Annotated in this window: 24 protein-coding genes and 6 pseudogenes; 14 read left to right on the plus strand and 16 right to left on the minus strand. The window is 67.0% G+C overall.

All coding sequences use genetic code 11. The features are described 5' to 3' along the window. Positions 1-87: 87 nt before the first annotated feature. Positions 88-1,332: a helix-turn-helix domain-containing protein gene (locus AB0L91_RS22170; RefSeq protein ID WP_365012740.1), complete on the plus strand. Its 1,245-nt coding sequence runs from the start codon at positions 88-90 to the stop codon at positions 1,330-1,332. Positions 1,333-1,434: 102 nt separating this feature from the next. Next, positions 1,435-1,638 carry a hypothetical protein gene (locus tag AB0L91_RS22175; protein WP_365012743.1) on the plus strand — a complete coding sequence of 68 codons (204 nt, stop codon included), beginning with the start codon at positions 1,435-1,437 and terminating at the stop codon, positions 1,636-1,638. Between the two features lie 73 nt (positions 1,639-1,711). Here the strand turns inward: AB0L91_RS22175 and AB0L91_RS22180 are convergent, their stop codons facing one another. From AB0L91_RS22180 to AB0L91_RS22195, 4 genes and pseudogenes are all read right to left on the minus strand, one after another. Further along, the gene (locus AB0L91_RS22180) at positions 1,712-2,014 is read right to left on the minus strand and encodes a hypothetical protein (RefSeq protein WP_365012746.1); all 303 of its coding nucleotides are present in this window, start codon (positions 2,012-2,014) and stop codon (positions 1,712-1,714) included. Then, on the minus strand, positions 2,011-2,427 hold the full coding sequence (locus AB0L91_RS22185) for an alpha/beta fold hydrolase (protein WP_365012748.1): 417 nt from the start codon (positions 2,425-2,427) through the stop codon (positions 2,011-2,013). Before AB0L91_RS22185 ends, AB0L91_RS22180 begins: the two co-directional genes overlap by 4 nt. An 82-nt stretch (positions 2,428-2,509) precedes the next feature. Beyond that, a pseudogene (locus AB0L91_RS22190) lies at positions 2,510-3,868 on the minus strand (family 20 glycosylhydrolase). Further along, positions 3,853-4,089 (minus strand): hypothetical protein, encoded by a 237-nt coding sequence (locus AB0L91_RS22195; RefSeq protein WP_365012750.1) that lies wholly within the window; start codon positions 4,087-4,089, stop codon positions 3,853-3,855. The pseudogene AB0L91_RS22190 and the gene AB0L91_RS22195 overlap by 16 nt, the downstream one beginning before the upstream one ends. A 67-nt stretch (positions 4,090-4,156) precedes the next feature. Between AB0L91_RS22195 and AB0L91_RS22200 the strand changes: the two genes are divergently transcribed. Then, positions 4,157-4,807: a hypothetical protein gene (locus AB0L91_RS22200; RefSeq protein WP_365012753.1), complete on the plus strand. Its 651-nt coding sequence runs from the start codon at positions 4,157-4,159 to the stop codon at positions 4,805-4,807. A gap of 139 nt (positions 4,808-4,946) precedes the next feature. Further along, positions 4,947-5,231: a hypothetical protein gene (locus AB0L91_RS22205; protein WP_365012755.1), complete on the plus strand. Its 285-nt coding sequence runs from the start codon at positions 4,947-4,949 to the stop codon at positions 5,229-5,231. A 22-nt stretch (positions 5,232-5,253) separates the two neighbouring features. Here AB0L91_RS22205 and AB0L91_RS22210 read toward each other — a convergent pair whose 3' ends face one another. After that, on the minus strand, positions 5,254-5,964 hold the full coding sequence (locus AB0L91_RS22210) for a TetR/AcrR family transcriptional regulator (RefSeq protein WP_365012758.1): 711 nt from the start codon (positions 5,962-5,964) through the stop codon (positions 5,254-5,256). Between AB0L91_RS22210 and AB0L91_RS22215 the strand changes: the two genes are divergently transcribed. The 3 genes and pseudogenes from AB0L91_RS22215 to AB0L91_RS22225 all read left to right on the plus strand — a co-directional run bounded on the left by AB0L91_RS22215 (position 5,963) and on the right by AB0L91_RS22225 (position 10,495). Beyond that, a complete protein-coding gene (locus AB0L91_RS22215; protein ID WP_365012761.1) occupies positions 5,963-6,934 on the plus strand; it encodes an oxygenase MpaB family protein in 972 nt (323 codons plus the stop codon). The genes AB0L91_RS22210 and AB0L91_RS22215 overlap by 2 nt on opposite strands. A gap of 342 nt (positions 6,935-7,276) precedes the next feature. Continuing rightward, positions 7,277-7,321, plus strand: a pseudogene (locus AB0L91_RS22220) (hypothetical protein); the annotation flags it as partial. Between the two features lie 1,356 nt (positions 7,322-8,677). Further along, positions 8,678-10,495, plus strand: a complete 1,818-nt coding sequence (locus AB0L91_RS22225) for an alkyl sulfatase dimerization domain-containing protein (RefSeq protein WP_365012763.1) — start codon at positions 8,678-8,680, stop codon at positions 10,493-10,495. 901 nt (positions 10,496-11,396) lie between these two features. Here the strand turns inward: AB0L91_RS22225 and AB0L91_RS22230 are convergent. Continuing rightward, positions 11,397-11,861, minus strand: a pseudogene (locus AB0L91_RS22230) (fatty-acid--CoA ligase); the annotation flags it as partial. A 41-nt stretch (positions 11,862-11,902) separates the two neighbouring features. Between AB0L91_RS22230 and AB0L91_RS22235 the strand changes: the two are divergent. After that, a complete protein-coding gene (locus AB0L91_RS22235; RefSeq protein ID WP_365012766.1) occupies positions 11,903-12,250 on the plus strand; it encodes a hypothetical protein in 348 nt (115 codons plus the stop codon). Positions 12,251-13,190: 940 nt separating this feature from the next. Continuing rightward, on the plus strand, positions 13,191-14,198 hold the full coding sequence (locus AB0L91_RS22240; protein WP_365013685.1) for an MCE family protein: 1,008 nt from the start codon (positions 13,191-13,193) through the stop codon (positions 14,196-14,198). 466 nt (positions 14,199-14,664) lie between these two features. On the opposite strand, the gene AB0L91_RS22245 is transcribed toward AB0L91_RS22240, so the two are convergent. Beyond that, a complete protein-coding gene (locus tag AB0L91_RS22245) occupies positions 14,665-14,865 on the minus strand; it encodes an alkyl sulfatase dimerization domain-containing protein (protein ID WP_365012768.1) in 201 nt (66 codons plus the stop codon). Positions 14,866-15,161: 296 nt separating this feature from the next. On the opposite strand from AB0L91_RS22245, the gene AB0L91_RS22250 reads away from it, so the two are divergent. Continuing rightward, entirely contained in the window at positions 15,162-15,488 is a 327-nt protein-coding gene (locus AB0L91_RS22250) for a hypothetical protein (RefSeq protein ID WP_365012771.1), read from the plus strand. Positions 15,489-15,676: 188 nt separating this feature from the next. Here AB0L91_RS22250 and AB0L91_RS22255 read toward each other — a convergent pair whose 3' ends face one another. The 4 genes and pseudogenes from AB0L91_RS22255 to AB0L91_RS22270 all read right to left on the minus strand — a co-directional run bounded on the left by AB0L91_RS22255 (position 15,677) and on the right by AB0L91_RS22270 (position 17,796). Next, positions 15,677-16,003, minus strand: a complete 327-nt coding sequence (locus tag AB0L91_RS22255) for an alpha/beta hydrolase fold domain-containing protein (protein ID WP_365012774.1) — start codon at positions 16,001-16,003, stop codon at positions 15,677-15,679. Then, positions 15,954-16,312, minus strand: a pseudogene (locus tag AB0L91_RS22260) (alpha/beta hydrolase fold domain-containing protein); the annotation flags it as partial. The pseudogene AB0L91_RS22260 and the gene AB0L91_RS22255, both read right to left, overlap by 50 nt. 237 nt (positions 16,313-16,549) lie before the next feature. Next, on the minus strand, positions 16,550-17,122 hold the full coding sequence (locus AB0L91_RS22265; RefSeq protein ID WP_365012776.1) for an iron-sulfur cluster-binding domain-containing protein: 573 nt from the start codon (positions 17,120-17,122) through the stop codon (positions 16,550-16,552). A gap of 122 nt (positions 17,123-17,244) precedes the next feature. Next, positions 17,245-17,796: a TetR/AcrR family transcriptional regulator gene (locus tag AB0L91_RS22270; protein ID WP_365012780.1), complete on the minus strand. Its 552-nt coding sequence runs from the start codon at positions 17,794-17,796 to the stop codon at positions 17,245-17,247. 166 nt (positions 17,797-17,962) lie between these two features. Here AB0L91_RS22270 and AB0L91_RS22275 point away from each other — a divergent pair, with 166 nt between their 5' ends. Together AB0L91_RS22275 and AB0L91_RS22280 are read left to right on the plus strand one after the other, a co-directional pair. Further along, positions 17,963-18,925, plus strand: a complete 963-nt coding sequence (locus tag AB0L91_RS22275) for an oxygenase MpaB family protein (RefSeq protein WP_365012783.1) — start codon at positions 17,963-17,965, stop codon at positions 18,923-18,925. 289 nt (positions 18,926-19,214) lie between these two features. After that, positions 19,215-19,508 carry a hypothetical protein gene (locus AB0L91_RS22280; protein WP_365012786.1) on the plus strand — a complete coding sequence of 98 codons (294 nt, stop codon included), beginning with the start codon at positions 19,215-19,217 and terminating at the stop codon, positions 19,506-19,508. A gap of 131 nt (positions 19,509-19,639) precedes the next feature. On the opposite strand, the pseudogene AB0L91_RS22285 reads toward AB0L91_RS22280, so the two are convergent. Continuing rightward, positions 19,640-20,136: pseudogene (locus AB0L91_RS22285) on the minus strand (hotdog fold domain-containing protein). A gap of 216 nt (positions 20,137-20,352) precedes the next feature. Between AB0L91_RS22285 and AB0L91_RS22290 the strand changes: the two are divergent. After that, positions 20,353-20,583 (plus strand): helix-turn-helix domain-containing protein, encoded by a 231-nt coding sequence (locus tag AB0L91_RS22290; RefSeq protein ID WP_365012788.1) that lies wholly within the window; start codon positions 20,353-20,355, stop codon positions 20,581-20,583. Between the two features lie 105 nt (positions 20,584-20,688). Further along, the gene (locus tag AB0L91_RS22295; RefSeq protein ID WP_365012790.1) at positions 20,689-20,961 is read left to right on the plus strand and encodes a hypothetical protein; all 273 of its coding nucleotides are present in this window, start codon (positions 20,689-20,691) and stop codon (positions 20,959-20,961) included. Positions 20,962-20,971: 10 nt separating this feature from the next. Here the strand turns inward: AB0L91_RS22295 and AB0L91_RS22300 are convergent, their stop codons facing one another. From AB0L91_RS22300 to AB0L91_RS22315, 4 genes and pseudogenes are all read right to left on the minus strand, one after another. Then, positions 20,972-21,799, minus strand: a complete 828-nt coding sequence (locus tag AB0L91_RS22300; protein WP_365012792.1) for an SDR family oxidoreductase — start codon at positions 21,797-21,799, stop codon at positions 20,972-20,974. Next, positions 21,796-22,594 (minus strand): annotated as a pseudogene (locus tag AB0L91_RS22305) (crotonase/enoyl-CoA hydratase family protein). The gene AB0L91_RS22300 and the pseudogene AB0L91_RS22305 overlap by 4 nt, the downstream one beginning before the upstream one ends. 17 nt (positions 22,595-22,611) lie before the next feature. Continuing rightward, entirely contained in the window at positions 22,612-23,766 is a 1,155-nt protein-coding gene (locus tag AB0L91_RS22310) for an acyl-CoA dehydrogenase family protein (protein WP_365012795.1), read from the minus strand. A 68-nt stretch (positions 23,767-23,834) separates the two neighbouring features. Next, entirely contained in the window at positions 23,835-24,647 is an 813-nt protein-coding gene (locus tag AB0L91_RS22315; RefSeq protein WP_365012798.1) for an SDR family NAD(P)-dependent oxidoreductase, read from the minus strand. Positions 24,648-24,674 lie beyond the last annotated feature (27 nt).

Here is a 24,674-nt window from a genome sequence, read left to right on the forward strand (position 1 = left end):
CGATAACACTATTCTTGAGGTTGCGACACGGGAATGTATGCTCGCCTAGCATTGAGAGGCAAATATATGCAGTGGCACACTAGTGGGATGACATCCGCCGCTACCTCGCCAGACATCGCCGAACGGATCGGCACCATCGCGGACATGATGCTGCGCGAACTCGATCAGGTCGTCGCCGAGATGGACGCCGCCGAACTCGAAGTGGTGCCGTCCATGGGCGCCGATGCCACGCTCGTGGCGGAGATGACCGCCAGCAATCGAGCCAATGTCGCGCATCTGCTCAGCGCCTTCGCTCGACGGGACATGAAGGTGCCCACCGATATTCCGCCCGAAGCTCTCAATGTCGCTCGGACGATTGTGCGGCGCGGCATCGGCCTCGACGCGATCTACCAGCTCTACCACCGTGGGCAGCACGTCGCATGGCGGCGCTTCATGACCCATGCTGCGCGCCTCGTCCCGCCCGGCCCGGATCTGGTCGCGATACTCGATGCCGGGTCCGAGGCTCTGTTCGCCTTCGTCGACATGGTCGTCGGACGGGTGATCGCCGAAGCCCAGCGCGAACGCGAGGAAGTGCTCGGCGGCGAGCTGGCGCGACGAGCCGAAATGGTGCATCTGATTCTCGACAGCGCTCCCGTGGACCTGCAACGTGCAAGCGAGCGTCTGCGATATGAGCTATCGCGCCGCCACACAGCGCTCGTCGTGTGGTGCGATACCCTCGGCGACGTTCACGGCACACTGGAGTCTGCGTCCTCAATCCTGGCGCGCGCCGCGGGCGCTCGACTGCCCCTGACGCTGTCTGCGGGAACCTCGACTTTGTGGGTGTGGCTTGCCACCGACGCCAATCCCGCGTTGGACCGCGTTCGTGCCGCAATCGATCGTGTCCATCCTGATATTCGGATCGCTGTCGGTCCGACCGAGCCCGGTATCACGGGATTTCGCCGATCCCACACCGCGGCCCTGGCTGTCGAACGAGTGATGCGCGGATACCGGGACGGCCACCGCATCGCTCTCTATCGCGACCTCGAGGTTGCGGCACTCGCATCACAAGACCAGACCCAAGCCGCTGTATTCGTCATCGCCACACTTGGTCCGCTGGCCGTCGATACACCCGGCGCGGCGCGTCTGCGAGAAAGCCTTCGGGTGTTTCTCGACGAGGCGGAGAATGCACCCCGTGCCGCGGCACGGCTGGGCACGCACCGGAACACCGTGCTGCAACGAGTCGCGCGAGCAACCGATCTGCTGGGCCACCGCCCCGGAGACCGGCGGCTGGCTGTCGAGCTCGCGCTCGAATTGGCACATCAGCTCGGACCACGAGTGCTGAGCCGTTCTTGATCGCTGCGCGAATGCTCAAGGTCCCGAAACGCACTCGCTCGTCGGCGGTTCGCCCGACTCCGGTGAGGTCGCCTTCGACGGACACGGTCCAGGGATATGTGCGTGGGTGCCAATGCTGCACGGTTTGTCCACTACGGTGAGATCGAGATGGCCATGTTGGCGGATGTGGCTCGAGAGCTTCGGGCGCGTGTGCAGCAGATGCTCGACTGCAGCCGGTCCGGTTCAGTAGAGCATGATGATCTGTTCAACGGTGCGATGGCACTCGCGGTCGGTCCGGGTGTGCCGATACTATTCAGTTTTCGCTAACGGCCCCGAACGGGGCCACCGCGTTCACATCAGTGCGGGTCCAGGCCACCGAGCTGCTGGCTGATCCAGTCGATCACCGCTGGATCACGGGCATCGCCTGGTGCGACACCGGCCGGGGATCGAGGTCCTGGACGAAGAGGTTCTTCACGCCCGGTTCGGTGATGAACGATGCCGGACCGGCGGGAGTGCTGATCGTGTCATCGCGGGTAGCGAGCACCGCGTACCGCACGCCCGGCTGCGCGATGGGCCCCGAGTCCAGCGCGGTGATGAACGTTGACCCGGTCTCCAGGTCCGCGCAGGCCGCACAGACCAGGAGCAGTACCGCCGAATCCACCACGCCACGCAGACCGGGCACCGCTCCGGCCACGTTCGTCACCCGCTGAGGGTGGTCCCGTGGGTCACCGGTGCGAGCAGGGTCGCCGAACGAATACTGTCGGCGTTACCCAAGATCTTCGCGTAGTACTCGGCGATCGTGCCGCCTTGCGAGTGCCCGACGATGTCCACCCGAGTGGCACCGGTAGCCGCGAGCACGTCCTCGATGTACGCCGCGACCACACTCGCCGCTGTGGTCACCGGTGCCACGCCGCCGATGCCGAACGAGGTGGTGGTCACCCCGTAGGTCGGTGCGAAAACGCAGTAACCAGCGGCTACGAGTTCGGGCGTGAGCTTGTCCCACGCGGTCGCATCGTCGATGGTGCCGTGTAACAGCACTATCGGGACGGGGTGGGCAGGCGTGGGCTCGCAGTCGCCCGTGGCGGTGCCCGGAATGGTGGCGGCGGGGGCGGTCACGCCCGAGAGCAGCGTACCGACCGTCGCCGCTGCCACGAACAAGGCGCGGGAACTGATCCTTTCTCTTCTCCTGCAATTGATTTCACGGTAAAGGTGGCGTGCCTGCGCGGCGTACCGGTTCGACGAAGTCGCCGTAGCCGGCTCCGCCGGTGCCGGACCACAGTTGCTGGGCCATGATCGGCAGGCGCGCCGAGACCGGGCCGACCATCTGCTGTTCGGTCATCGTGGTCGAGTCGTCGGCCCACACGTGCAGTTTCGAGCCGAGCAGCTGGGCGCGCTGGTCGGGCCGCAATCGGGTGCCGTTGACGAAAAGGCCGGGGTCCCAGGCGTACAGCACCTCGGGCGGGGTGTTCATCGGCGCCGCGTAGCCGCCGGTGGCCCAGTAGGTCGGGGTGAACGCGGAATTGTTCAGCGCGCGGCCTCGATCGGCCAGTTGTTCCGGGCCGTTGTCCTTGCCCGCCCACGGCAGGATGCCGTTGCCGGCGGTCCAGTGCTCGACCACGATCGAGGTGTCCACCGGGATCGTCGCGGTGCGCGGGATTCCGTCGTTCCACATCCGGGCGGTCTTGCCGTAGGAGCGGACGATGCCGTTGACCCAGTTGAAGGTGTCCGCGACCAGGTCGGCCGGACCGAACCGCGGCCCCAGCGCGGCATGCGCGGCGGTGGCGAGTTGCGGGTAGCGGCTGTAGTCGCTGACGTATTCGTCCCCGCCGATATGGAAGAACCGGCCGGGGAACTACGGCACGAACTCGCGCAGCAGATCCTCTATCAGTGGGCGGGCGGCAGGATTCGACAGGTCGATTCTGCCCTCGGCGGTGCCCGCGAGGAGGCCGTCAATCGCCGCGTCGCCGGGACCGGTGGACGCGGAGTGCAGGATCAGGTTCGGGTGTGGCGCGAGGATCGCGTTCATATGTCCGGGCAATCCGATCTCCGGAACCACCTTGATGCCGAATTCGGCAGCGTAGGCGACGATCTCGGCCATCTGGGACCGGCTGTAGTGGTCGGGCGAGGTGATCTCGGGATGACTCAGACTCTCCAGCCGGAACCCGTAGTGGTCCGACAGGTGCAGGTGCAGCAGGTTCATCCGGTGGTAGGCCATCTCCCGGATCCGCTGTTTGATCCAGTCGACGCTCAGGAATTTGCGTCCGAGGTCGAGCATGAGGCCGCGCTCAGCATAGTCCGGCCAGTCGGTGACGGTTCCCCTCGTAACCCTCGACGACTGCGAGAACCATTGCAGCAGTGTCTGAGTCGCGTGCACCGCGCCCGTGCGTGTGCGGGCGGTCGCGGTGACGACCTCGCCGATCTCGAGACGGTAGGACTCCGGCTCGGCGGGACCGGAGGGGTCCACCCGGACGACGATGTCCCCCGGCCGGGGCGTGCCAGACGCGGCCTCGGCCGCCCGCCCGATCCTGCCCAGATCGCCCGCTAGGTCCGCGGCCACCGCGGCGGCCTCGCCGACCCCTCGTCGTAGAGAATGCCGATCAGGGTCAGGTCCGTGCTCGCTGGAACCACCGTCAGATCAATCCGGGGACGGCCGGACAACACTCCCCCGGCTGCGAAGGGCTGTGTCCGCCAAACGGCGGCGAGATCGCGGTCCACCGCGCCCAGCGGGATCGCGGGCGCGAGCTCCAGCTGCGCGAGACTGCCGGTGATGTAGGGCACCGCGGCCACCGCTAGGGTCGGGCCGGATATCAATGCCTGGGACCAGCTGTCGACCGGATCCGCGCCCATGAGCCCGCCGGTCGGCGCCGACAACGCCAGCGCACGCGTCTGCGCGCGGGCGGCGGCGACCGAGTCGAAGTGGACGTACGGACCGGTGCCCGCCGGTTCGAAGGTGAACGGCCGGCTCGTTCTCGATACCGTTGTCGGCACCGTTCACATGGTGGTCAAGCCAGCGAATCGCCCTGTCCCAGATGGGGTTCGGCAGCCCGACGATCTGTCCCGCCCCGCCGCCGGTGGAATGGTCACCGGGTTGCAGGAACAGCATCTTGGGACCGGCGAGTTCATCGAACAGGTCATAGACCGGATCGACCGGAAGCAGGCTGTCCTGCCAATCGTGTGCCAGGAAGACCGCGGTTCCGTGCGCGTTGAGCTTCGGAATCGCGTCCGCGAGCAGAGCGGCCCCGGGCAGGGTCTTGAAGGCTTCCCCGTCTCCGCGCAGGATGGTGTGGGTACCGACCAGATCGGGTGCGGGGAGTTGGCTCATCGAAAGTCCTTGCGGTCTGCGGGCGGTAAGGATTCCGTTCCAGCCCAGCAGAGCGTAGCTGATCGTTTCTGGTTCAGAAAGGGCCAAATCAATCACTTACAGTCAGCGCGGTTGAGCGCACCCCTTGCGCAGCCCGGAAGCCGCCATCCCGGAACCACGAACAACCAATCGTGAATGATTGAATCTGATTAAATTCGATCTCAACTTGACACTTTCGATCATTCACCGCAGTCTGGAGCGACGCCGACCCCCTGCGGCACCGAACTCGAAGGCCCGGAAAGGCGGTCCACCGGCTCACCAGAGAGCTAACCGAATGGTCAACCTCGACGCGGGACATCTGCGAGTGGGCGATCGCGCCGACACCGCAATCATCGACCCCGCTAGGCTCGACGAATCGGTCCACGGGCCGACCGAGCGCGAACTGCCCGCCTACAACGGTCTGCGCCGCATGGTCAACCCCGGCACGGCGGTGACCGCGACCATCGTGAGCGGGCGAGTGGTGTTCCACGACGGGCGGTTCACCGATGGCCTCGGCGAGCAGTGGGGACCCGGGCGGTTCCTGCCAGCCGGCGAGAAGGTACGCGCACCCGGGGCGTGAGAACGGATCCGAGGTCAGTGCGTCACGCGGCGGACGTGGGCGCGCTGGTGAGCAGAAGCGCTTTGCTCAACTGCCAGCGCTGTTCGACCGCATCCAGCCCGCGGGTCGGGATCGATTGGACCAGACCGCGCATCACCGACAGCACCAGGTCGATGTACACGAGCACGTCACGATCAGGCTCACGGCCCGCGAAGTCCGCCCAGCCCTGCACGGTGGCCCGGAACATTCGCTCCTCGAGGACGCGCACCAGCGGTATCAGTTGGGGCTCAGACCAGGTGGCGTACCACAGATGCGCTACCGCCAGACCTTCCGGCGTGGTCACGGTCGACCAGAGGATGTCCAGGTGCACTTCGGCCGTACGGCCACCGGCCGCGAGCGGGTCGTATCGGCTCCTCGCCTGCACCACCCGATCGTCGATGATCCGGCTGACCGCTTCGGTGAGCAGCGCGTCCCGGCTCGGGAAGTGATGGGTCACGGTCCCCTGCGCGACGCCGGCCGCCTGCGCGATCTGACGGGTTCGTACCGCCGAATAGCCGCTCACGGTCAAGCAGGCGACCGCCGCGTCGACGATCGCTTGTCTCGTCGCGTCGCGCTGCGCCGCACGAGTGCCCTGCGTCACACAATCACCCTTCCCCACTTGCCATCGTTCACCCGACCGACCGATAATACAGGCATCACATCGTTCACTTGAACGACGAATTGCGGGCTGCCGCACCCACCGGAGGATCCCCATGACCACCGTTCCTCACTCCCCCGACACCGAGATCGAGACCCACTTCGTGTTCGACGCGCACGATGCTCCCGTCGACCACGGACTCTTCGGGCCCGATTCCATCTCGTGGAAGGTGTGGTCCCACCCCGCGGCGCTCGTCGGCGGCATTCGCTCCTTCCAGGCCGAAATTCTCACCAGTCCGGAGGCCGCGGCCGCGGTCGTCGACTTCGGCACCTACAAAGACGATCCGGTGGGCCGCCTGCAGCGCACCATGCAGTACTTCCTGACCATCGTGTTCGGCGACACCGCCACCGTCGACAAGGCGAACCTGCGCCTGGGTCGGATGCACAAGCGCATCACCGGCCACACCCCGGCCACCGGCCGGGCCTACTCCGGGGTCGATCCACTGCTCATGCTCGGCACGCATCTGCTCACCTGGCATTCGGTCTGGGTGTGCTACGAAGCGCTGGTGGGGAAGCAGTCCAAGGAAGACGAGGAGCGCTACTTCCTGGAAAGCGAGCGCGCCGCGCGGGCACTGGGCCTCGACCAGCTCTCCGCCGAGGAGTACCGGGCGTTGGCAGCCGAAAGGGGTTACGACATCACCGCGATCGAAAACTTCGAGGGCGCCGCACCTGCCACACACGCCGACTACTCGGCATTCCTGAGCACGACCGAACCCGCCTGGACCGTCACGGGACAGACCCGCGCGGTCATCGATGCCCTCATGAAGCCCGACGGCGCATCCAGCCTGCGCGAAGCACTGCTGTACAGCTTCTACCCGCTGATCAGCAATGCCGCGGCGGCGACGCTGCCGCGCAAGATGCGCGCGATCGCCGGCATCCCCACCTCGTCCGCCTGGGAGGTCCGGTCAATCGCGCTCGGCAAGCTCGCGATGTCCGCACTCTCGATTCCCCAGACCCGTATCCGCTTCGAGAACGAGGTCAGCGCACGCGGCTACGCCCTCGTGCGGAAAGCCATGGCGCAAGCCTGATTCCGAGATCCCGCGACGGCACCAACGATCCGCCATCGCAACCCACCGGCTGGCCCACGCGCCACCCACGACGATGGGGAGTCATGACTTCGACAACCGATCTCGACGCGATATCGCCTGCGGCCCTGCGCCTTTGGCCCCGGGTGAACGGAACCCGCGCCGGACGCATCGCGCTCTCCGCCGGGATCTGACTGAGAAGGCGCCGTACTTCGCCACGGCGCTACCGATGGTGACCTCGACCCAACCGGGTCGGGTCAGCGTCTCGGCCCCGATCTGGTTCGGCGTGCACACCACATCGGTACTTTCCACGCCAACACGATATGCAATCTCGCCGAGGCCGCCATGGGAATCGCCATGAAGGTGCCGACCCCGGCATCGCATCGCTGGATTCCCAAGGCTATGAACGCCGAATACGTCGAGAAGGCCACCACCCGGTTGACCGCGACCGTCCCCGACATCGAGTGGCGGACACTGAGGTACCGGTCGATATCGTCATCACCGAGACCTCCGGCGTGGTCGTCGTCCGCGCCGCCATCACCACCTCGGTGACTCCCGCGTGAAATCCAGGGCACATGCTCCGGCGACCATGTCGAATCATTCTCCGCCGCTCCATACTTCGCGCGCCTGAGGCAGTGACGGGCCATCGGCAACGCGCGGATGCGACCGCTAGAATCGCCGATGTGCGGCGACGTCAACCCCGTCGAAGGCCGCTCGTTACCCGGTAGCCACTCGAGCCGGGTGCGAGCAGCGGGTTGTCATGGGTCCGAGAGTCCCGCTGCCCGCCCGGATAGTCCGTCCCGCACCGAGCGTCGACACTCCCGTCCGCAGGTCTTCCGTCGTCAACTCGGCCGGGAGACCCCGGTGCGACTGAATGTGGGATCCGCCTTGAAGTCCTCCAGGCGAACGGCCATCAACCGGTGCAGCTCAGCCGCCTGCGCATGCACGAATCGGCGCCGACCACCCGGCTGCTGCAACGGTAAGCGGATCGCCGCCGATCGTCGCGTTCTGAGGTCACGGTCGACATCCGCGTGACCGCTTCGCGGGTACGGCATCCACCAGCAGCGTGGGCAGAGGACAGCACCGTGCTCTCACCGGCGTTGTATCCGAACAGCGCCAGCTCGGCGGTCCTGATCGGCGCACTCACCTTCCCTCGCCGACCCAGCCCCGGATCTTGGTGGCGTGTCGCTAACGGCCTTGGCCGATGATCGCGTGACCCGCGTCCCACACGTTGGCCGTGCGTTGCCGTCGGCATCGATCACACCCGGCTGGCCGCCCGATGCCGACGACGCCGTCCCCAGTAGGAACCGCGTTACACCCTGCGCACCGGCTGAGCGCTGGCCCTGGTCTCGAAGCCGGACTCCTGCTGTCCCTCCGTGGCAAGCAGCGGTGCAGTGATGTCGGGGCAGGGAGCTCCGACATCACTGCAGCTCGAGTTCGGAGGACTATGTCGGGCGCGAGCTCGCTGTGCTCGTCCGGCCGCGGCGCACGCCCTGGTCGGCGTTCCGCCTCTAGGGGTGGCAGGACTGATGCGACTGATGCTGGGGCGGCCGGCTGTCCCGCCATGGGCTCGGCTGATACGGCAAGTCCGTTGCCGACGAGCGCGCCTCGGCAAGAGATGTTCGCCCGTTCACCCGAAACAGGTGAGGCGCATCCTGAGCGACCGGGTGACCATGACAGGACACCTGAATCAAGGCTCCGGGTTCCCACGCCTGCGCGCCCGACAATATGTAGGAGGACTGACCTGTGGCAGCCGACTTCAAGAGCCGCACAGACTTCGACAACGCTGATCGCGGCTGGATCGCGTCCTTGGACCCCTGCGTGATTACCAACAGCGACGGCCGCGCCGTCTGGGATATGGAGGCGTATTCGTTCCTCGGCCGGGATTGTCCCGACAGCGCCGATCCGAGCCTGTGGCGGCAGGGCCAGCTGTGCTCACGTCACGGTCTCTTCCAGGTCACCGACCGGATTTACCAGATCCGTGGCTTCGACCTGTCGAACATGACCCTCGTCGAGGGCGATACCGGGGTGATCGTGATCGATCCACTGGTGTCTGTGGAGGTCGCCGCAGCGGGCCTGAGGCTGTATCGCGAACAGCGGGGGGACAAGCCGGTGACCGGGGTCATCTACACCCACTCCCATGTGGACCATTTCGGTGGTGTCGAAGGTGTCGTGTCGGTGCAGGATGTCCACTCGGGCAAGGTTCCGGTCATCGCGCCGGAAGGTTTCCTCGAGCACGCGGTGTCGGAAAACGTCTACGCCGGCAACGCGATGGGCCGCCGGGGCACCTACCACACAGGAGTGAACCTCGAACCGGGCCCGAAGGGCCAGATCGGCGACGGGCTCGGTATCACCAACTCCACCGGACGGATATCGCTGATCCCGCCGACTCTCGATATTACCGAGTCCGGGCAGGTCGAGACGGTCGACGGTGTCCGTATCGAGTTTCAGCTGACGCCGGGTACGGAGGCGCCGTCGGAGATGAACTTCCTGTTCCCCAACCTGCGCGCGTTGTGCCTGGCGGAGAACGCCACCCATAACCTGCACAACCTGCTGACCCTGCGCGGTGCGCTGGTCCGCGACGCACGGGTATGGTCGCGTTACCTCAACGACGCGCTGCGGCTGTTCGGTGCCCGCTGTGATGTCGTCTTCGCCTCCCACCACTGGCCCACCTGGGGCCACGACGAGATCTCGGCGTTCCTGACCATCCAGCGTGACCTCTACGGCTACCTGCACGACCAGAGCCTGCGCCTGCTCAACCAGGGCCTGACAGGAGCGGAGATCGCGGAGGTGATCGAGATGCCGCCGGCCCTGGACGACGCCTGGCACACCCATGGCTACTACGGCTCGGTAAGTCACAACGTGAAGGCGATCTACCAACGGTATCTGGGCTGGTTCGACGGCAACCCGGCCCGGCTGTGGCAGCATCCGCCGCAGGAGGCTTCGCGCCGCTACGTCGAGTGCATGGGCGGTGTCTCGGCAGTGGTCGAGAAAGCTCAGAAATACGCCGCAGACGGCGATCTGCGTTTCGCTGCGGAACTGCTCGACCGCGCGGTCTTCGCCGATCCGGCTGACACTCCTGCCAAACACGCGCTCGCCGATGTCCTCGAACGCCTGGGATACGGTTCCGAGAACGGCACCTGGCGCAACTTCTTCCTCACCGGCGCTATGGAATTGCGCACCGGGATCAAAGCCCAGCCGGTCGATATCGGCGGTGGTATGGCCATGGCCTTGACCATCGAGCAGCTGTTCGACTCGATCGCCTCCCGGGTCGACGGACCGAAAGCCTGGATTGTCTCCTCCCGCATCGACTGGCGGCTCACCGACCTCAGCGAGCTCCACCGCACCGAGCTATCGAACGGCGCGCTCATCCACTTCACCGACCCCACCAGCCAGGAAGGCAAGGCCGACCTCACCCTCACCCTCACCAAACCCCAACTGCTGGCACTCGTCGCCGGGCACGGGCTGGACGGGGTCGAGCACACCGGGGACCTACAGGCGCTCGAGCGCCTCACCTCGGTGCTCGTCCAGTACGACCCAAATTTCCCGATCATGACCCCCTGAGCCCACCGATATCGATGCGAACGGTCTGTCGGCCCCGCCCGATCGGCAGATCGACAGCATTTTCGGGCGAGAACAGGTTCGTGAGCGAATCCAGTTCCAGGGCCGTCGAGTCAACACCTTTCGGGGCGAGGAGGCCGCAGCGACGACATACTCAGAGTGCCTCGGTATAGGCGCTGCCATTGGCGATCTACTCCTGCTGGCCGCTGATGCGGCGCTCTCGCCGATCCCGATCGTCGCGGCGATCTGCCCTCGGCATCGGCCCGGACGACGACATCGTCGAGATGTGGCCAGGACTGGGACGCACCACCACGCTCGCCCTCGCCGGCCGGCCCCGCTCGTATGTGGGCATCGAACGTGGACAAGCCGAAGCCGCGTGGTCGGGTCGGGGGCGTGCTCGCGGCGCCGGGCCGCGATCACGGCCACCCACACCCCGAGTGTTCGCGGCGACGTTGACCACGGTCGGCGCCGAGCGCGAGGTATCGCCTGCCGGTGTCGGAGTCGGTCGGCAGCGCGTCCAGACCCACGCTCTCGCACTGGGGATCGGAACCCGCCGGCCAGGCGGAGTCGTGGGTGCGAACGGTATTGGGCAGCTTCAGCGTTGCGGGGGACCGCGGCGACGGCGGCGACCAGGTCGGATGGTCGACGCCGGTGGCGACCGATCGTAGGTTTCCTGCCCCGGCCGTCATCGCAGGCACTTCGCCAAGATCGCCTGCGCGCGGACCACGACGTCGACGCGGGCCGCAGCCAGGGCGGCGTCGAGGTCCATCACCCCGCGTCAGGCGAACTCGGCGTCGACGCCCGGGGCGCGGGCATCGCGAGCGGCCGTGACGGCCTCGGCCTGTTCCGATGCGCGATTCCGCCAGCGCCAACGCGGCCGCGGTCACGCCCCGGCGACCGCTCCTCAATTGACCCGGCGTTCCGATTCCGCCCAATACTGTTCGCGCAGTTGGTTTTTAAGAACCTTTCCGGCTCCCGACAGCGGCAGCTGGTCGACGATCTCGACTGTGCGCGGCGCCTTGTACCCGGCGATGAGCTCCTTGACGTGCGAGCGCAGGTCGGCGGCAGTGAGGGATTCCCCGGGCCGGCACACCACGACGGCATGCACTCGCTCCCCCCCATTCGCGGTCCGGCACGCCGATGACCGCGCACGCGGCGACCGCGGGGTGGGTCGCGACAGCATTCTCCACCTCGGCCGAGTAGACGTTCTCGCCGCCGGTGACGATCATGTCCTTCACGCGATCGACGATATACAGATAGCCCTCGTCGTCGAGATATCCGCCGTCCCCGGTGAACAGCCACCCCCGCGCAGCGCCGCGGCCGTCTCAGATTCCCAGTTCCAGTAGCTGAGCATGACGTTGCCACCGCGTCGCTACGCCCAGGCCAGAAGTAGCGTCGAACCTTCTCACCATGGAACGCGCCGTGTACCGGCTCACCGGTGAGCTCGCCGAATGGTACAACCTGGACGCCGGTCGTCTGCACGTCGGCGATCGTGCCGACATAGCCATCGTCAACCCCGCCAGGCTCGACGACTCGGTGCATGGGCTCAGCGAGCGTGAGATCCCGGAATATGGCGGGCTGCGCCGCATGGTCAACTGCGGTGACGCCGTGACCGCCACCATCGTCAACGGCCGCATCGTGTTCCGAGACGGGCGTTTCACCGACGGTCTCGGCGATCAGTGGGGCCCGGGCCGGTTCCTTCCGGCCGGCGTGAAGGTCCGCACCAGCTCGTCGGCGGCCCAACAATCCGAGTCGTAGCTCCGCGACCGGGAACCGGCCGCGCCGACACCCGGTCGGGCCTGTCCGACGCACGGCACCGCGACGCCGGAAGGGCCCGCCGTGGCCGAGGTGCTCGCATACCAGCGCCGTATACCCGTCGCGGAATCGCTCGTCGCCGACAGTAACTCTCGTCTTGGCCAACGCGGGGTGAAATCAAGCGGGAGGGCAAGCGTCGGACGTACTCGGACTGCGCTCTGGCGGCACCGAAGCAGGTCGGCGGTGGGGGCAGCACCGCGGTCCCCGCCCCCACCTGACCATGACCGAGGAGTAGGCCCGTATCGGCGACGACACCACGCCCACCTCAAACGGTACGACACGCCCTACGGGGCTATTTCAAGCCGTGACCTCTACTTTTACCCCACTCTGGCGGCAGCACTTGTTACCGTTCATCTGAACGGCAATACTGGGCGAAGTCGTCGTTCATTTGAACAGCAATTTCAGTGGTGTATCGCTGCTGAGTTCGGTCGAAGGAGACAGAAATTACATGCACTTGCCGCCGGCGGGGCCGGCTTCATGACGATCCGATGCCGTGCGAGCTCGCCCGAACGACGGCGTCGAGATCCGGGTCCTGCATCCGCCCGGCGAGAAGACGAGCCGCAGAAAGTCGGCCGACCAGCAGGCAGCGCGGAAGCGCCGCAGATTGCACGTCTCGGGCTTGGCATGTCGTTCGGCTGGAGACACCGGTTGTTGGGTTGGCGGTTGCCAAGGATGGCAAGGAGGGCCATCGCATGGTCTGGACTCTGGATGATCAACAGTGCGGAAGGGCCGGTTCAGCGTCATGCGGCGGGAGTTGTCACGGATGTACCGTGAGCGGGCATTCTGAGAGGCCCCGTAACCACTGCGCGGCGGAGCTGTCATCGCGACGGCCCGGCTTCTGTCGGTGGTCGTGGTGAGCGGGGCGCGTGGGCTGTGGCGCCCGATGTTCGGGTTCGGTGTCTTCTTTATTGTGTCTTTGCTGGTCGTCGCGGTCGTGTGGAATACGCTCGCCCGCACGGTCGACGGCGACACCCGCAAGTACACCGCGATCTTCACCGATGTCCTGGGCCTTCGCCCCGGCGACGACGTCCGCATGGCGGGCGTGCGCGTCGGCAAGGTCGAGAAGATCGGTCTCGATGAGAAGAACCACGCCAAGGTGTCGTTCATCGTGCAGAGCGACCAGACGGTCTTCGACGACACCAAAGCCCTTGTCCGCTACCAGAACCTGATCGGCCAGCGCTACATCGCCTTGACCCCGGGCAAGGCGCCGAGCCCGCAGGAGCTCAAGAGCGGTTCGGTCATCCCGATCGACCGCACCGAGCCCTCGTTCGACATCTCCGCGCTGCTCAACGGTTTCCAGCCGCTGTTCCAGGCACTGGAGCCGGCCGAGGTCAACGCCATGTCGGAGACGCTGATCCAGGCGCTGCAGGGTGACGGTGTCTCGCTGTCGTCCTTCATCGTCCAGGCCGCGCAGCTGGCCACGGATTTCCAGCGTCGGGACGCGATTCTCTCCGACGTGATCACCAACCTGTCCGGCGTCATGGCCGGGTTGGCCAAGCGAGGGGATGAATTGGAGACCCTGGTGACCCAGACCCGGGCGCTGATCGGCGGGCTCTACGAACAGGGTCAGTCGCTGCAGGCGTCCACGGCCACCCTGGCCGACGCGACGACCTCGCTGGTCGGCATGGTCGGCAAGATCCAGCCGAAGCTGTCGGCGGCGCAGAACTCGACCACCGCGGCGCTGAACCTGCTGCTGGCCAACGGCGCCAAGCTCGACCAGGCCGCGATCGACCTGACCGCCATCATCGCGGGTCTCGGCCGGGTGACCTCGACGGGCACGCACGCGACAGGCTATATCTGTGGTCTCGACATCTCGTTGTATGGAGTGCTCTTTCCGCGCGGCATCTTCAGTCAGATCGGCGGAAGTGCCCATTCGGAAAAGTGCAGGTGACCGCGGTACCCGCAACACCCGATCTGCAGCCTCGCGCATCAGTAGTGGCGCAACGCCAGTGCGATTTGCTCGGCTGCCGCGATAGGCCGACGTGCCACTCAGGTCCAGTGCGCGTCAACGACCATGGTCGTTGAACTGCATGCCCCGGACAGCAGCCTTCGGGAGCACGACGGTGAACAGCGCGTCCTCGACGATCTCGGCGGTGGCTCTGCCACCCCGTTGCGGGCGGTCCGCCCGACCGTCTCGGAGGTGTCGGTCAACAGGAACCAGCCGACTGGGGGCGCCCGGCCGCCTTGTCGGGTCGATGCGGAACCGCAGGCCTTCGAGCAGGCGGCGCCGTGCTTGGTGACGACCCCGGTCCGGCGAGTCGACGGCGGTCGCGGCGATGCGGTCGATGGCCCCGTCGAGCTCGGGCCGCGTCGAGGGTAAAGGTTGCGCCAGTTGATGTTGGGCGTGCGGTAGCAGATCAGGCGCAGCGCTTCGGCCTCGAGGTCGCGGGACTCGGTGTCTGTGGGGTCCACGCGCACCAGTGGATCGGCGCGAGCGTCGTGAGGTCGCCGTCGAACCAGTCGAGTCCACCGACGTAGATCTCGCGAACCGTATGCGGGACACCGCCGTAGAAGTAGCCGAGCCACTCGCTCGAGGCCAGCGCCTTCGGCAGTTGCACCTTGTCGACCAGTCGTCGGGCAGCAGGCCCTCGTCCGTGTGGCGCAGGGGCTGGCCGTAGACTTAGGAGATCGCGTCGCGGTCGCCTGCCCGGCCAGCGGAAGTGGCCGCAGGTACTTGTCGATCGATCGGATACGGCGCCATGGTACGGCAGCCGCAGGTGTTCCTCACAGACGAACGCTGTCCAACCTCATGAGGGACCTGGGGCCGGTGCTCCAAAGGCAGTGCGGGGGTCCCCACCGACCTGTACCGGAATCCGGCCAACCTGTTGGTGGCCGATTCATGGGCTCGCCCGCTATGAACCTGTTCACGCTGAAGGTCAGCAACGGGACGGTGAGACTGGACAGCAGCCCGCTGCACCGTCCGCGATCGGTAGTCGGCGATCGCGACGACAGTACGGTTGCGCCGCAAGTTGGCCGACCGTTGGCTCGGCGGCGTCGGTCGACGAACTTCGACGCCGAGGTCCGCACGCGTCCGCACGCCCGGCGCGCCGCCACGGCACCGCACCTGACCGACGCGGAACTGACCGTGCTGCGCTGGTTACCAGCCGACATGAGCATCCGCGGCGCCGACGACCTCGAGCCGGCACCCGTTCGCCACACTCCGGCTCCGGCACCCCGGTGACCGCCGGACCTCGATATGCAGGCCGGCCCGCCTGCCGCGCCTGACAGGCCGCCACGGTGTTCTCCGCGGCTGAGCAGCGCTACGGCTAGGACCGCCTCGGAGATCGGCGATGCCTGCCGCCGGGCGCGCCGGCCCGCGGTCGAGGGCCTCGCCGTCGAGCACGTTGCCCAGCCGACTGTGGTGGGCCGTCAGACCCCGCCCAGGTCCATAGCCAGATCTTCGACGCCCTGCCGAGCCTCGGCGAACACGCCCGGAAACGCGTCACAGCCATGCCATACTCCCGCGTATTGCCGATGCCGAACCGCGACGCCGGCTGCCGCCGCACGCCGGACCAGGGCCGCGCTGTCGTCGGCGAGAATATCGTCCGCAGCGGAGTAGACGAACAGCGGCGGCAAGTCGGCCAGGTTCGCGAAAAACCGGAGAAACCCGGGGATCGGCGGGGTGAATGCCGGCCCGGTACGCCGCCGACCAGGTGGCCAGGGCACCCGGGTTGAGTAGCGGTTCGATCCGGGCATTGTCCCGGAGGGAAGCGCCGGACAGCGGCAGTTCGACCCATGGGCAGATCAGCGCCAAGGCTCCGGGCAGGGCGCACCCGGAATCGCGCAGCCGGACGGCCAGGCTAAGCGCGGCCCCGCCTCCCGCCGAATCGCCCGCCAGGACAATGTTTTCCGGCCGCAGCCCGCAGGTCGTCGAGACCTCCGACCAGACTGCGTCGGCGTCATCGAGGGCGGCGGGATAGGGTGCTCGGGCGCGAGCCGGTATGTCGGTGCGTACACGGTCATTCCGGTTGCCCGGGACAGAGCGCCGAGCAGGGCGACCATCATCCGAGGAGTTTCGGTCCGGTACCCGCTGCCGTGCAGGTAGACCACCCCGGTGTCGGGCTCGCGACCGTGCCGAGGACTGATCACCAAAGTTTGCCGTCCGCCGAGCACCGTCCACCGGAGATCGATGCCGACGGCACCGGGATCAGCGGTGCGCCGAGCGTCATCGCGGTGCGGAGCACCGGTGCCGGGAGCCCGACGCTTGGGCGAGACAAGATCTTGAGCGCGGCCCGCACGAACTCACGCCGCCAGCCCGTCGCGGCGGGCGGGACCCGGCTCACAGGTCCAGGACGAGGCTGGCGCCCTCGCACCCGGGGATACGCACAGCAGCATCTGCCCGGTCTGTTCGGCTTCGGTGAGCGCGGTGCCGTGGTGAATCGGCGAGCCCTCCAATACCCGGGTGCGGCAGCTGCCGCAGAAACCCTGGCGGCATGAAAAGAGGACATCCGGGCGCGCCGCACGGACCGTCTCCAGCACGGTCGCGTCGGCGGGGACGTCCAGCACTGTGCCATCGGAGGCGAGGCGTACCTGGAAAGGCTTGCCGTTGATCACCGGAGGTGGCGAGAAGCGCTCGTAGTGCCAGCCGATGGTGCCGCGGCCCGCGAGGTACTTGCGCAGCAGGTCCATCAGCGGAATCGGTCCGCACCAATAGACCTCCGCACCGTCGGACAGGTCGCCGACCACGTCCTTGGCCGTCGGCAGGCCCGAGTCGGCGTCGAGCCGTACGCGCACCCGCGAACCATAGGTCGCGCGCAGGTCTTCCAGAAAGGCCAGCGAATCGGCGGTCCGGCCCGGATACACCAGGGACCTCATGGTTCAGTTGAACCACTATTGCCACGGCACAGCATGACCGTTCACGCGAACGACGACAAGGGGGTAACCCGGACCGAGCCGGAAATACCAGCTCAGCCCGCATGGAGCAGGCCTCGATCCCCTCAGCAGATCGGCGTCGGCGCACCGGCTAACAGCACCGACTTGCTCAGCTGCCACCGCTGTTCGACCGACTCAAGTCCACGAGTTGGAATCGACTGCACCAGCCCCCGCATGACCGAGAGCACCAGATCTATGAAGATCAGCACATCACGGTCGGGCTCCCGGCCGGAGAAATCGGCCCACCCCTGCACCGTCGCCCGGAACATCTGCTCCTCGAGCACGCGCACCAGCGGAATCAGCCGCGGCTCGGACCACGTCGCGTACCACAGGTGCGCCACGGCCAGACCCTCCGGCGTCGTGATCGTCGACCAGAGCAGGTCGAGATGCCGCTCAGCGGTCTGCTCCGCCGGGGCCAGTTCTTCGAAGCGCACCCTCGCCGTCTCCAGCTGCTCGTCGATCACGCGGCCGACCGCCTCGCCGAGCAGTGCCTCCCGGCTGTCGAAATGGTGGGTGACAGTCCCCTGCGCGACCCCGGCAGCCTGGGCGATCTGACGAGTGCGCACTGCCGAGTAGCCGCTGACCGTCAGACAGGAGATCGCCGCGTCGACGATCACTCTGCGAGTTGCGTCACGCTGGGCCGCACGGGCACCCTGCGTCACATTTCCACCTTTCAAGACTTGTCATCGTTCGGCCGAACGGCAATGATACCGGAAAGGACTGTCGTTCACATGAACGATGAAATCTTTCGTCCGGCCGATGAGGTCCCGAGAGGACCCTCACATGACAACCGCTCGCATTCCCGACACCGAGACCCACTTCCTTCTCGACACCGAAGCCGGTCCCGCCGACCACGGCCTGTTCGGACCCGGTTCGATGGCGTGGAAGGTATGGTCGCATCCCGCCGCGTTCGTGGGTTGTATCCGCTCGTTCCAGGCCGAGATGCTCGCCAGCCCGGAAGGCGCGGCCGCGGTCGCCGATTTCGGCACCTACAAACGCGATCCGATCGGCCGCATGCAACGCACCATGCAGTACTTCCTCACCGTGGTCTACGGCGATACGGCCACCGTCGACAAGGCGAATCTGCGGCTGCGCCGCATGCACAAGCGCGTGGAAGGGCATGTGCCGGTTACGAACACCGAGTACTCGGGTATCGATCCGCTGCTCATGCTCGGTGTCCATCTGATGACCTGGCACTCGGTGTGGGTCAGTTACGTCTCGCTGGTCGGCGAACAGTCACAGGCCGACGAAGAGCAGTACTTCTTGGAGAGCAAGGCGGCGGCCGTCGCGCTCGGCCTGGACGATATCGACGTCGACGGGTACCGCGCCATGGCCCGGGCACGGGGGTACAACGCCGACGCCCTCGATGCGTTCGATGACTCCACACCGACCTCCCGCGCCCACTTCTCGGCCTTCCTGAACGCCGCGGGGACCTCCTGGAGCGTGACACCGCAAACCCGTGAGGTGATGGACGTCCTCATGCGGCCGAGCGGCGCGTCCGGTCTGCGCGAATCCGTTATGTACACCTTGTATCCCATGCTCAGCAACGCGGCCGCGGCCACTTTGCCGCGAAAGATGCGCGCCATGGCGTCGATTCCGACCTCAGCGGCGTGGGAGGCCCGATCCATCGGCATCGGCCGACTCGTCATGACCGCGCTGGCCGTCCCCGCGACCCGCGCGATCTTCGAGAAGGAGGTCAGCGAGCGTGGGTACCAACTGATGCACGAGGCTATGGCGCAAGCCTGACATTCACCCCAGCACAGCCGAGGCGGCCGAGCATGATGCTCGGCCGCCTCGGCATGAAATCATTCGAAACTTCCATCCCCGCAGGAGAACTCATGTCAGTGCACGGATCCGGAGCAGTTGCCCGGGCGCAGCCGGCGGCCCTGAACCTGTAGCGGCGGCGAGCCGTCCAGGACGCGAGTGCAAGTACGCCCGAGGTTCGATTCGACACCACAGAGGCGCGGGACATAGATGGCATGCGTAGCAGCCGTGCCACATACGCTCGAATCGGTGGTGCCGGACCGGGATCTGCGTGCTGCAGCTGTGCATCGCCGCCTCCGACGACCCGGTTCTGACGCCCCGGGTCGCAGCCATGGAGTTGGAGGTCGGCGCCCGCGGCTTCTGGGCCCTGATCGAACTGCTGCGCCTCGACGGCAACGACCGCACCGTACGCACCACTGTGCAGGCGTTCCTCGACTCCGCGCGCGGCCTCGGCCTGGCGGGGATGCTCAACGACGACACACGTCGGCGCGGGCACGTCGCCGACCGGTCGGCGCATATGCTCGACGACCTGCGGGTACCGCGCGAGCCGACCGACGCGGGATAGTCCCCCGACGCTACCGCCCGTCCCCGCCGGAGCGCCGTCCCGGCTCATGGCCCGCTCGGTGCCAACGCGAGGCCGCCCCGACCGACTGCGCCCCGTCCCAGGCGACGCGGGACAGGGGGCAGTGACCACGATCAGGCGGGCGTGACCCAGGTGTTGATTCGAGCGTGCACGACCTCGACACCGTCCTTGTTCACGATCGCGATCTCGACCGGCACGTCAGTGCCCTCGGTGATGGTCGCGAAGTCCACACCGACCAGCGTGGCGGTGGCGGTGAGGCCGGTGGTCGCCTTCTTCAGGTACTCCACCTGCATGCCCTGGGAATCAAGCGGTGCGTGCGCGGAGTGGTGACCTCCATCAGCACGCCCATGGCGGCCTCGGCGAGATTGCAGGCGGCGATGGCGTGGAAGGTGCCGATGTGGTTGTGCACACCGAACCAGAGCGGGGAATGCACCTCGACGCGACCGGGCTCGGCGGACTTGATCACCGGCAGGGCGGTGGTGAAGTAGGGGGCTTTGGCCCACACGCCCGCGGAGAAGGCGAACCGACCCAGCGGGTTGGCGGCCAGACGACGCCAGGTGCGCAGCGGTGCGGGTTCGGTTCCGGTGCTGGATTCGATGTCGGCAGCCATCAGAGTGTGTTCCTTGTCGATAGTCGAAGTGGCGCTGACGACGGGTCGACTCGCTACCGTCGGGCAGCTCCCAACCGTAGCCATGCTTGGTTGCATGGAAAAGGTCGGTCAAACATGCTGTATCGAGACCTCGGCCGGGCATGCGCACCCGCACTGCGAACGCCCCGGCCCGCCCGGCTGAACGACGCCGGAGCCGAGCCCTGGTATGCAGTACCCATGGATGTTGCGCGGCGCACGGTCGACCCGGTTCAGATGCGGTCCCGTCTGGTCGAGGCCACTGTGTCGTGCCTGGTCGAATTCGGCTACGCCCGCACCACCACGCTGCGCGTGCAGCAACGCGCCGGAGTGTCACGTGGCGCGCTACTGCACCACTTCCCCAGCAAACCGGATATGTTCGTCGCGGCGGTCCGCAGCGTCGCCGAACAGCAGAGCGTGCGGATGCGATAACTCATCGAGGATACCGAACCCGGACCTGACCGCGTCATGTTCGCGATTACGGTTCTGCGCCAAGGACTCTCGGGGCCCTTGTATCTGGCGGGGAACGAATTGTGGATGGCCGCCCGCACCGACGACGCGCTGCGGGCGGTCCTCGGGCCCTACGAACGCAAGGTTGGCCACGTGCTGCGCGAGATCGGCGCGCAGGCCTTCGGGCCGGAGTACGCGACGCTGCCCGGCTTCGACGTGGCGTTCGAAGCGCTACTGGAACTGTTGCGCGGGGCGGCGATCACCAGCGTCCTGCGACCCACCGGCACCGTGCACGAACGGGTCCTCGCGGCCTGGGCCGAGGTCTTCACCGACCTGTGCGCCGCGGGGACCCGTCACTAGGTGACCCGGTTCAGCCGACAAGTCCCCCGCTGCACGCCAGCACCTCACCGGTGACGTAGTCGGACTCGGGCAGGGTCAGCAGGTATACCGCCCCGGCCGCTTCCTCCGGCGTGCCGAGCCGCCCGAGCGGGGCGATGTGCTGGACCGCCTGCAAGATCATCGGATTCACGCCGACCTTGAGCTCCCGGCCGTCGATCTCGATGGTGGCGTCACCATCGGCGGCGGATTCGGTGAGCCGGGTCTTGATCAGACCGAACGCGACCGCGTTGACGGTGACCTGGTAGCGACCCCATTCCTTGGCCATCGCCTTGGTGACCCCGAGGATGCCCGCCTTGGCGGCGGAGTAGTTGATCTGCCCGGCATTGCCGTGCAGCCCAGCCAGCGAGGAAATGTTGACCACCTTGCGGGTGACCCGCTCACCAGCGGCCTTCTCCCGCTTGGCAGCGGCGCTGATCACCGGCTGGGCGGCGCGCAGGATCTGGAACGGTGCCTTGAGGTGCACATCGAGGATGGCGTCCCACTGCTCGTCGCTGACCTTCTGCACCACCCCGTCCCAGGTGTAGCCGGCGTTGTTGACGATGATGTCGAGCCCGCCGAAGTTGTCCACAGCGGTGGCGACGAATCGATCGGCGAACCCGGTCTCGGTGATGTTGCCCGCGCACGCCACCGCGGTGCCGCCCGCGGCGACGATCTCGCTCACGGTCTGCTCGGCGGCGGCGGGGTCGAGGTCGTTGATCACCACCTGCGCGCCGTTCGCGGCGAGCTTGTGCGCGATCGCGGCACCGATGCCGCGACCGCTGCCGGTGACGATGGCGGATTTTCCGGTGAGACTGCTCATTGTTCGGTACTCCTGGTGTTGTCGGTGTCGTCGAACGACCCGTGGCGGCCCGCGACGCCGGTGAATCGGGTCGCACCGGCGAGGGTGTCGGTCGAGATCGAGATGACCCCGTGGTCATATTCGTTGGCCAGCGCTGCCGTTTCGGTCAGCCGGTCCTGCTCGAGCAGCGAAAGGCGGTCCTGCCGCATGCAGGTCTGTGGGAACGCCGCCAGTTCGCGGGCCAACGTCTGCGCGGCGGCGGTCGCCTGCCCGGTGGGCACCACCCGGTTGACCAGACCCGTGCGCAGCGCCTCGTCGGCGTGCACCGGACGGCCCGTGAGCACGAGATCATGGCGTGGCTGGTGCCGATCAACCGGGGCAGTCGCACGGTGCCGCCGTCGATCAGCGGGACACCCCAGCGTCGACAGAACACGCCGAGCACGGCATCGTCGTCGGCAACCCGCAAATCCGCCCAGATAGCCAGCTCGAGCCCGCCCGCCACCGCGTAACCACTGATCGCGGCGATGACCGGCTTGGTCAGGCGCAGGCGCGAGACTCCCATCGGCGCGTCACCGTCGGGTAGGAACCGGTTGGGATCACCGGCGGCCACGGCCTTGAGATCAGCTCCGGCACAGAACTTTCCGCCTTCGCCGCGAAATACCGCGACCGCCGCGTTCGGGTCCGCGTCGAAGGCGCGGAACGCATCGCCAGCGTCTCGGCGGTCGCCCGGTCCACCGCGTTGCGGGCGTGCGGACGGGTGATGCTGATCGTGGTGACCGGCCCGTCGTGTTCGACGGTCACCGTGGATTCGGCCATGATCTCGCCTTCCGCGCTCACAGCGACCTCGCGATGAGTTCTTTCATGATCTCGTTGGCGCCACCGTAGATCCGCTGCGCGCGAGCGTTGGTGTACATCTCCGAGATCGGGTACTCACGCATGTAGCCGTAGCCGCCGAACAGCTGCAGGCAGCGGTCGATGACCTGGCACTGGACATCGGAGGCCCAGTACTTGGCCATCGATGCGGTGGCGCTGTCGAGGGTTCCCTCGGTGTGCTTGGTCACACAATCGTCGACGAATGTTCGCGCGACGCGGGCCAGCGTGGCGCACTCGGCGAGTTCGAACTTCACGTGCTGCTTGGCGAACAACGGCTTGCCGAAGGCGTGCCGTTCCTTGGTGTAGGCCAGGGTGATGTCGACGGCGTCCTCGATGCTGACCACGGCGGCCACCGCCAGCAGCAGACGCTCCTGGGGCAGCTGGGTCATCAGCTGGAAGAAGCCCTGTCCGGCGACTTCGCCCAGCAGGTTCGACGCGGGAACGCGGACGTCATCGAAGAAAAGTTCAGCGGTGTCGCCGCTGTGCTGGCCCATCTTGTCCAGGATGCGGCCGCGTCGGAAGCCCGGTGTTGTCGCGTCGACGAGGAACAGCGAGACACCGTGGGCACCACCGGCCAGATCGGTCTTGGCGGCGACGACGATCAGGTCGGCCGAGCCACCGTTGGTGATGAAGGTCTTGGCGCCCGAGATCAGGTAGTCCTCGCCCTCGGCGACCGCGCGGGTGGACATGTTCGCCAGGTCCGAGCCGCCACCGGGCTCGCTCATCGCGATCGCGGCAACGACCTCGCCGGTGGCCATCTTCGGCAGCCAGGTCTGTTTCTGCGCCTCGGTACCGTAGGCCAGCAGGTAGGGGGCGACGATGCCGCTGTGCACGTGATTGCCCCAGCCGGGCTCGTTGATCCGGCTCTGCTCTTCGAGCACGATCATCTCGTGCGCGAAAGTGCCACCGCCACCACCGTATTCGGCGGGGATGTCGAGGCAGAGCAGACCGAGCGAACCGGCTTCGAGCCAGAATTCCCGGTCGACGAAGCGCTGCTCGGCCCATCGCGCCTGGTTGGGCACCGCGGCGGTCTCGAAGAACTTCCTGGCGGTTTCGCGGAGAGCGACCGATTCGGGGTCAGCGGCCCACGAGGGGGCCTGCCGTGATGCACTCATACCCAGCCTAACAGTCAGTCTGGACTGACTGTCCGAAAGAGTCGAGTAATTTGGCGTCCCTCGCACGCTCACCCCTCCAGGGTTCGCTTGTACCAGCGCATGCCGCCGAGCCAGCCCGCGTAGTCGGCGGCCTTGCTACGGAACATGTCCAGCACCGCTTGGTGCGGCAGGATCAGGAACTGTTCCCGGTCGATACCGGCGAGCACCTCGGCGGCCACCTCGTCGGCGGTCAGCACCTTGCCTGCGGTGGTGACCGCCTTCGATGCCAACACCGCGTCCGGCCCACCCGCCGTCGCGACGCCCTGGAGCAGCGGAGTGTCCACGCCCATCGGGCACACGACACTGACCTTCACACCCTGCTCGCCGTAGGTCACCGCGAGCCACTCCGCGAACGCGACCGCGCCGTGCTTGCTCACCGCGTACGTCGCGGAACCGAGCTGGGTGAGCAACCCGGCCGCCGAGGCGGTACTCACGAAGTACCCCTCCCCGCGCTCGACCCACTGCGGAACCAGGATCTGCGCGGCGTGCACATGCGCGAGCACGTTCACTCCGATCGCCTGCGCCCATGCCTGCGGCCCGGCGTCCAGGCCCGGCGCGCCCGGCACTCCGGCATTGGCGAAGAACAGGTCCACCGGCCCGAACGCCGCCTCGGTGGCGGCGATGAGCTCGACATTGGCGACCTGATCGCTGACATCGACCTCGAGCCCGAGCGCGGCATCCGGGGTCGTCTCGTTGAGCGCGGACGCGACCCGCACCGCGGCCTGCTCGTCGAGGTCGGCGACGACGACACGTGCACCCGCGGCGACCAACGCCGAGGCCAGGGCCGCCCCGATACCGCTGCCGCCACCGGTGACGATCGCGGTCCGTCCGTTCAATTCCATGAGTTGTCCTTCTCGCTCGTAGGCAGG

The organism is Nocardia sp. NPDC051833, from assembly GCF_040681225.1.
Classification (GTDB): domain Bacteria; phylum Actinomycetota; class Actinomycetes; order Mycobacteriales; family Mycobacteriaceae; genus Nocardia.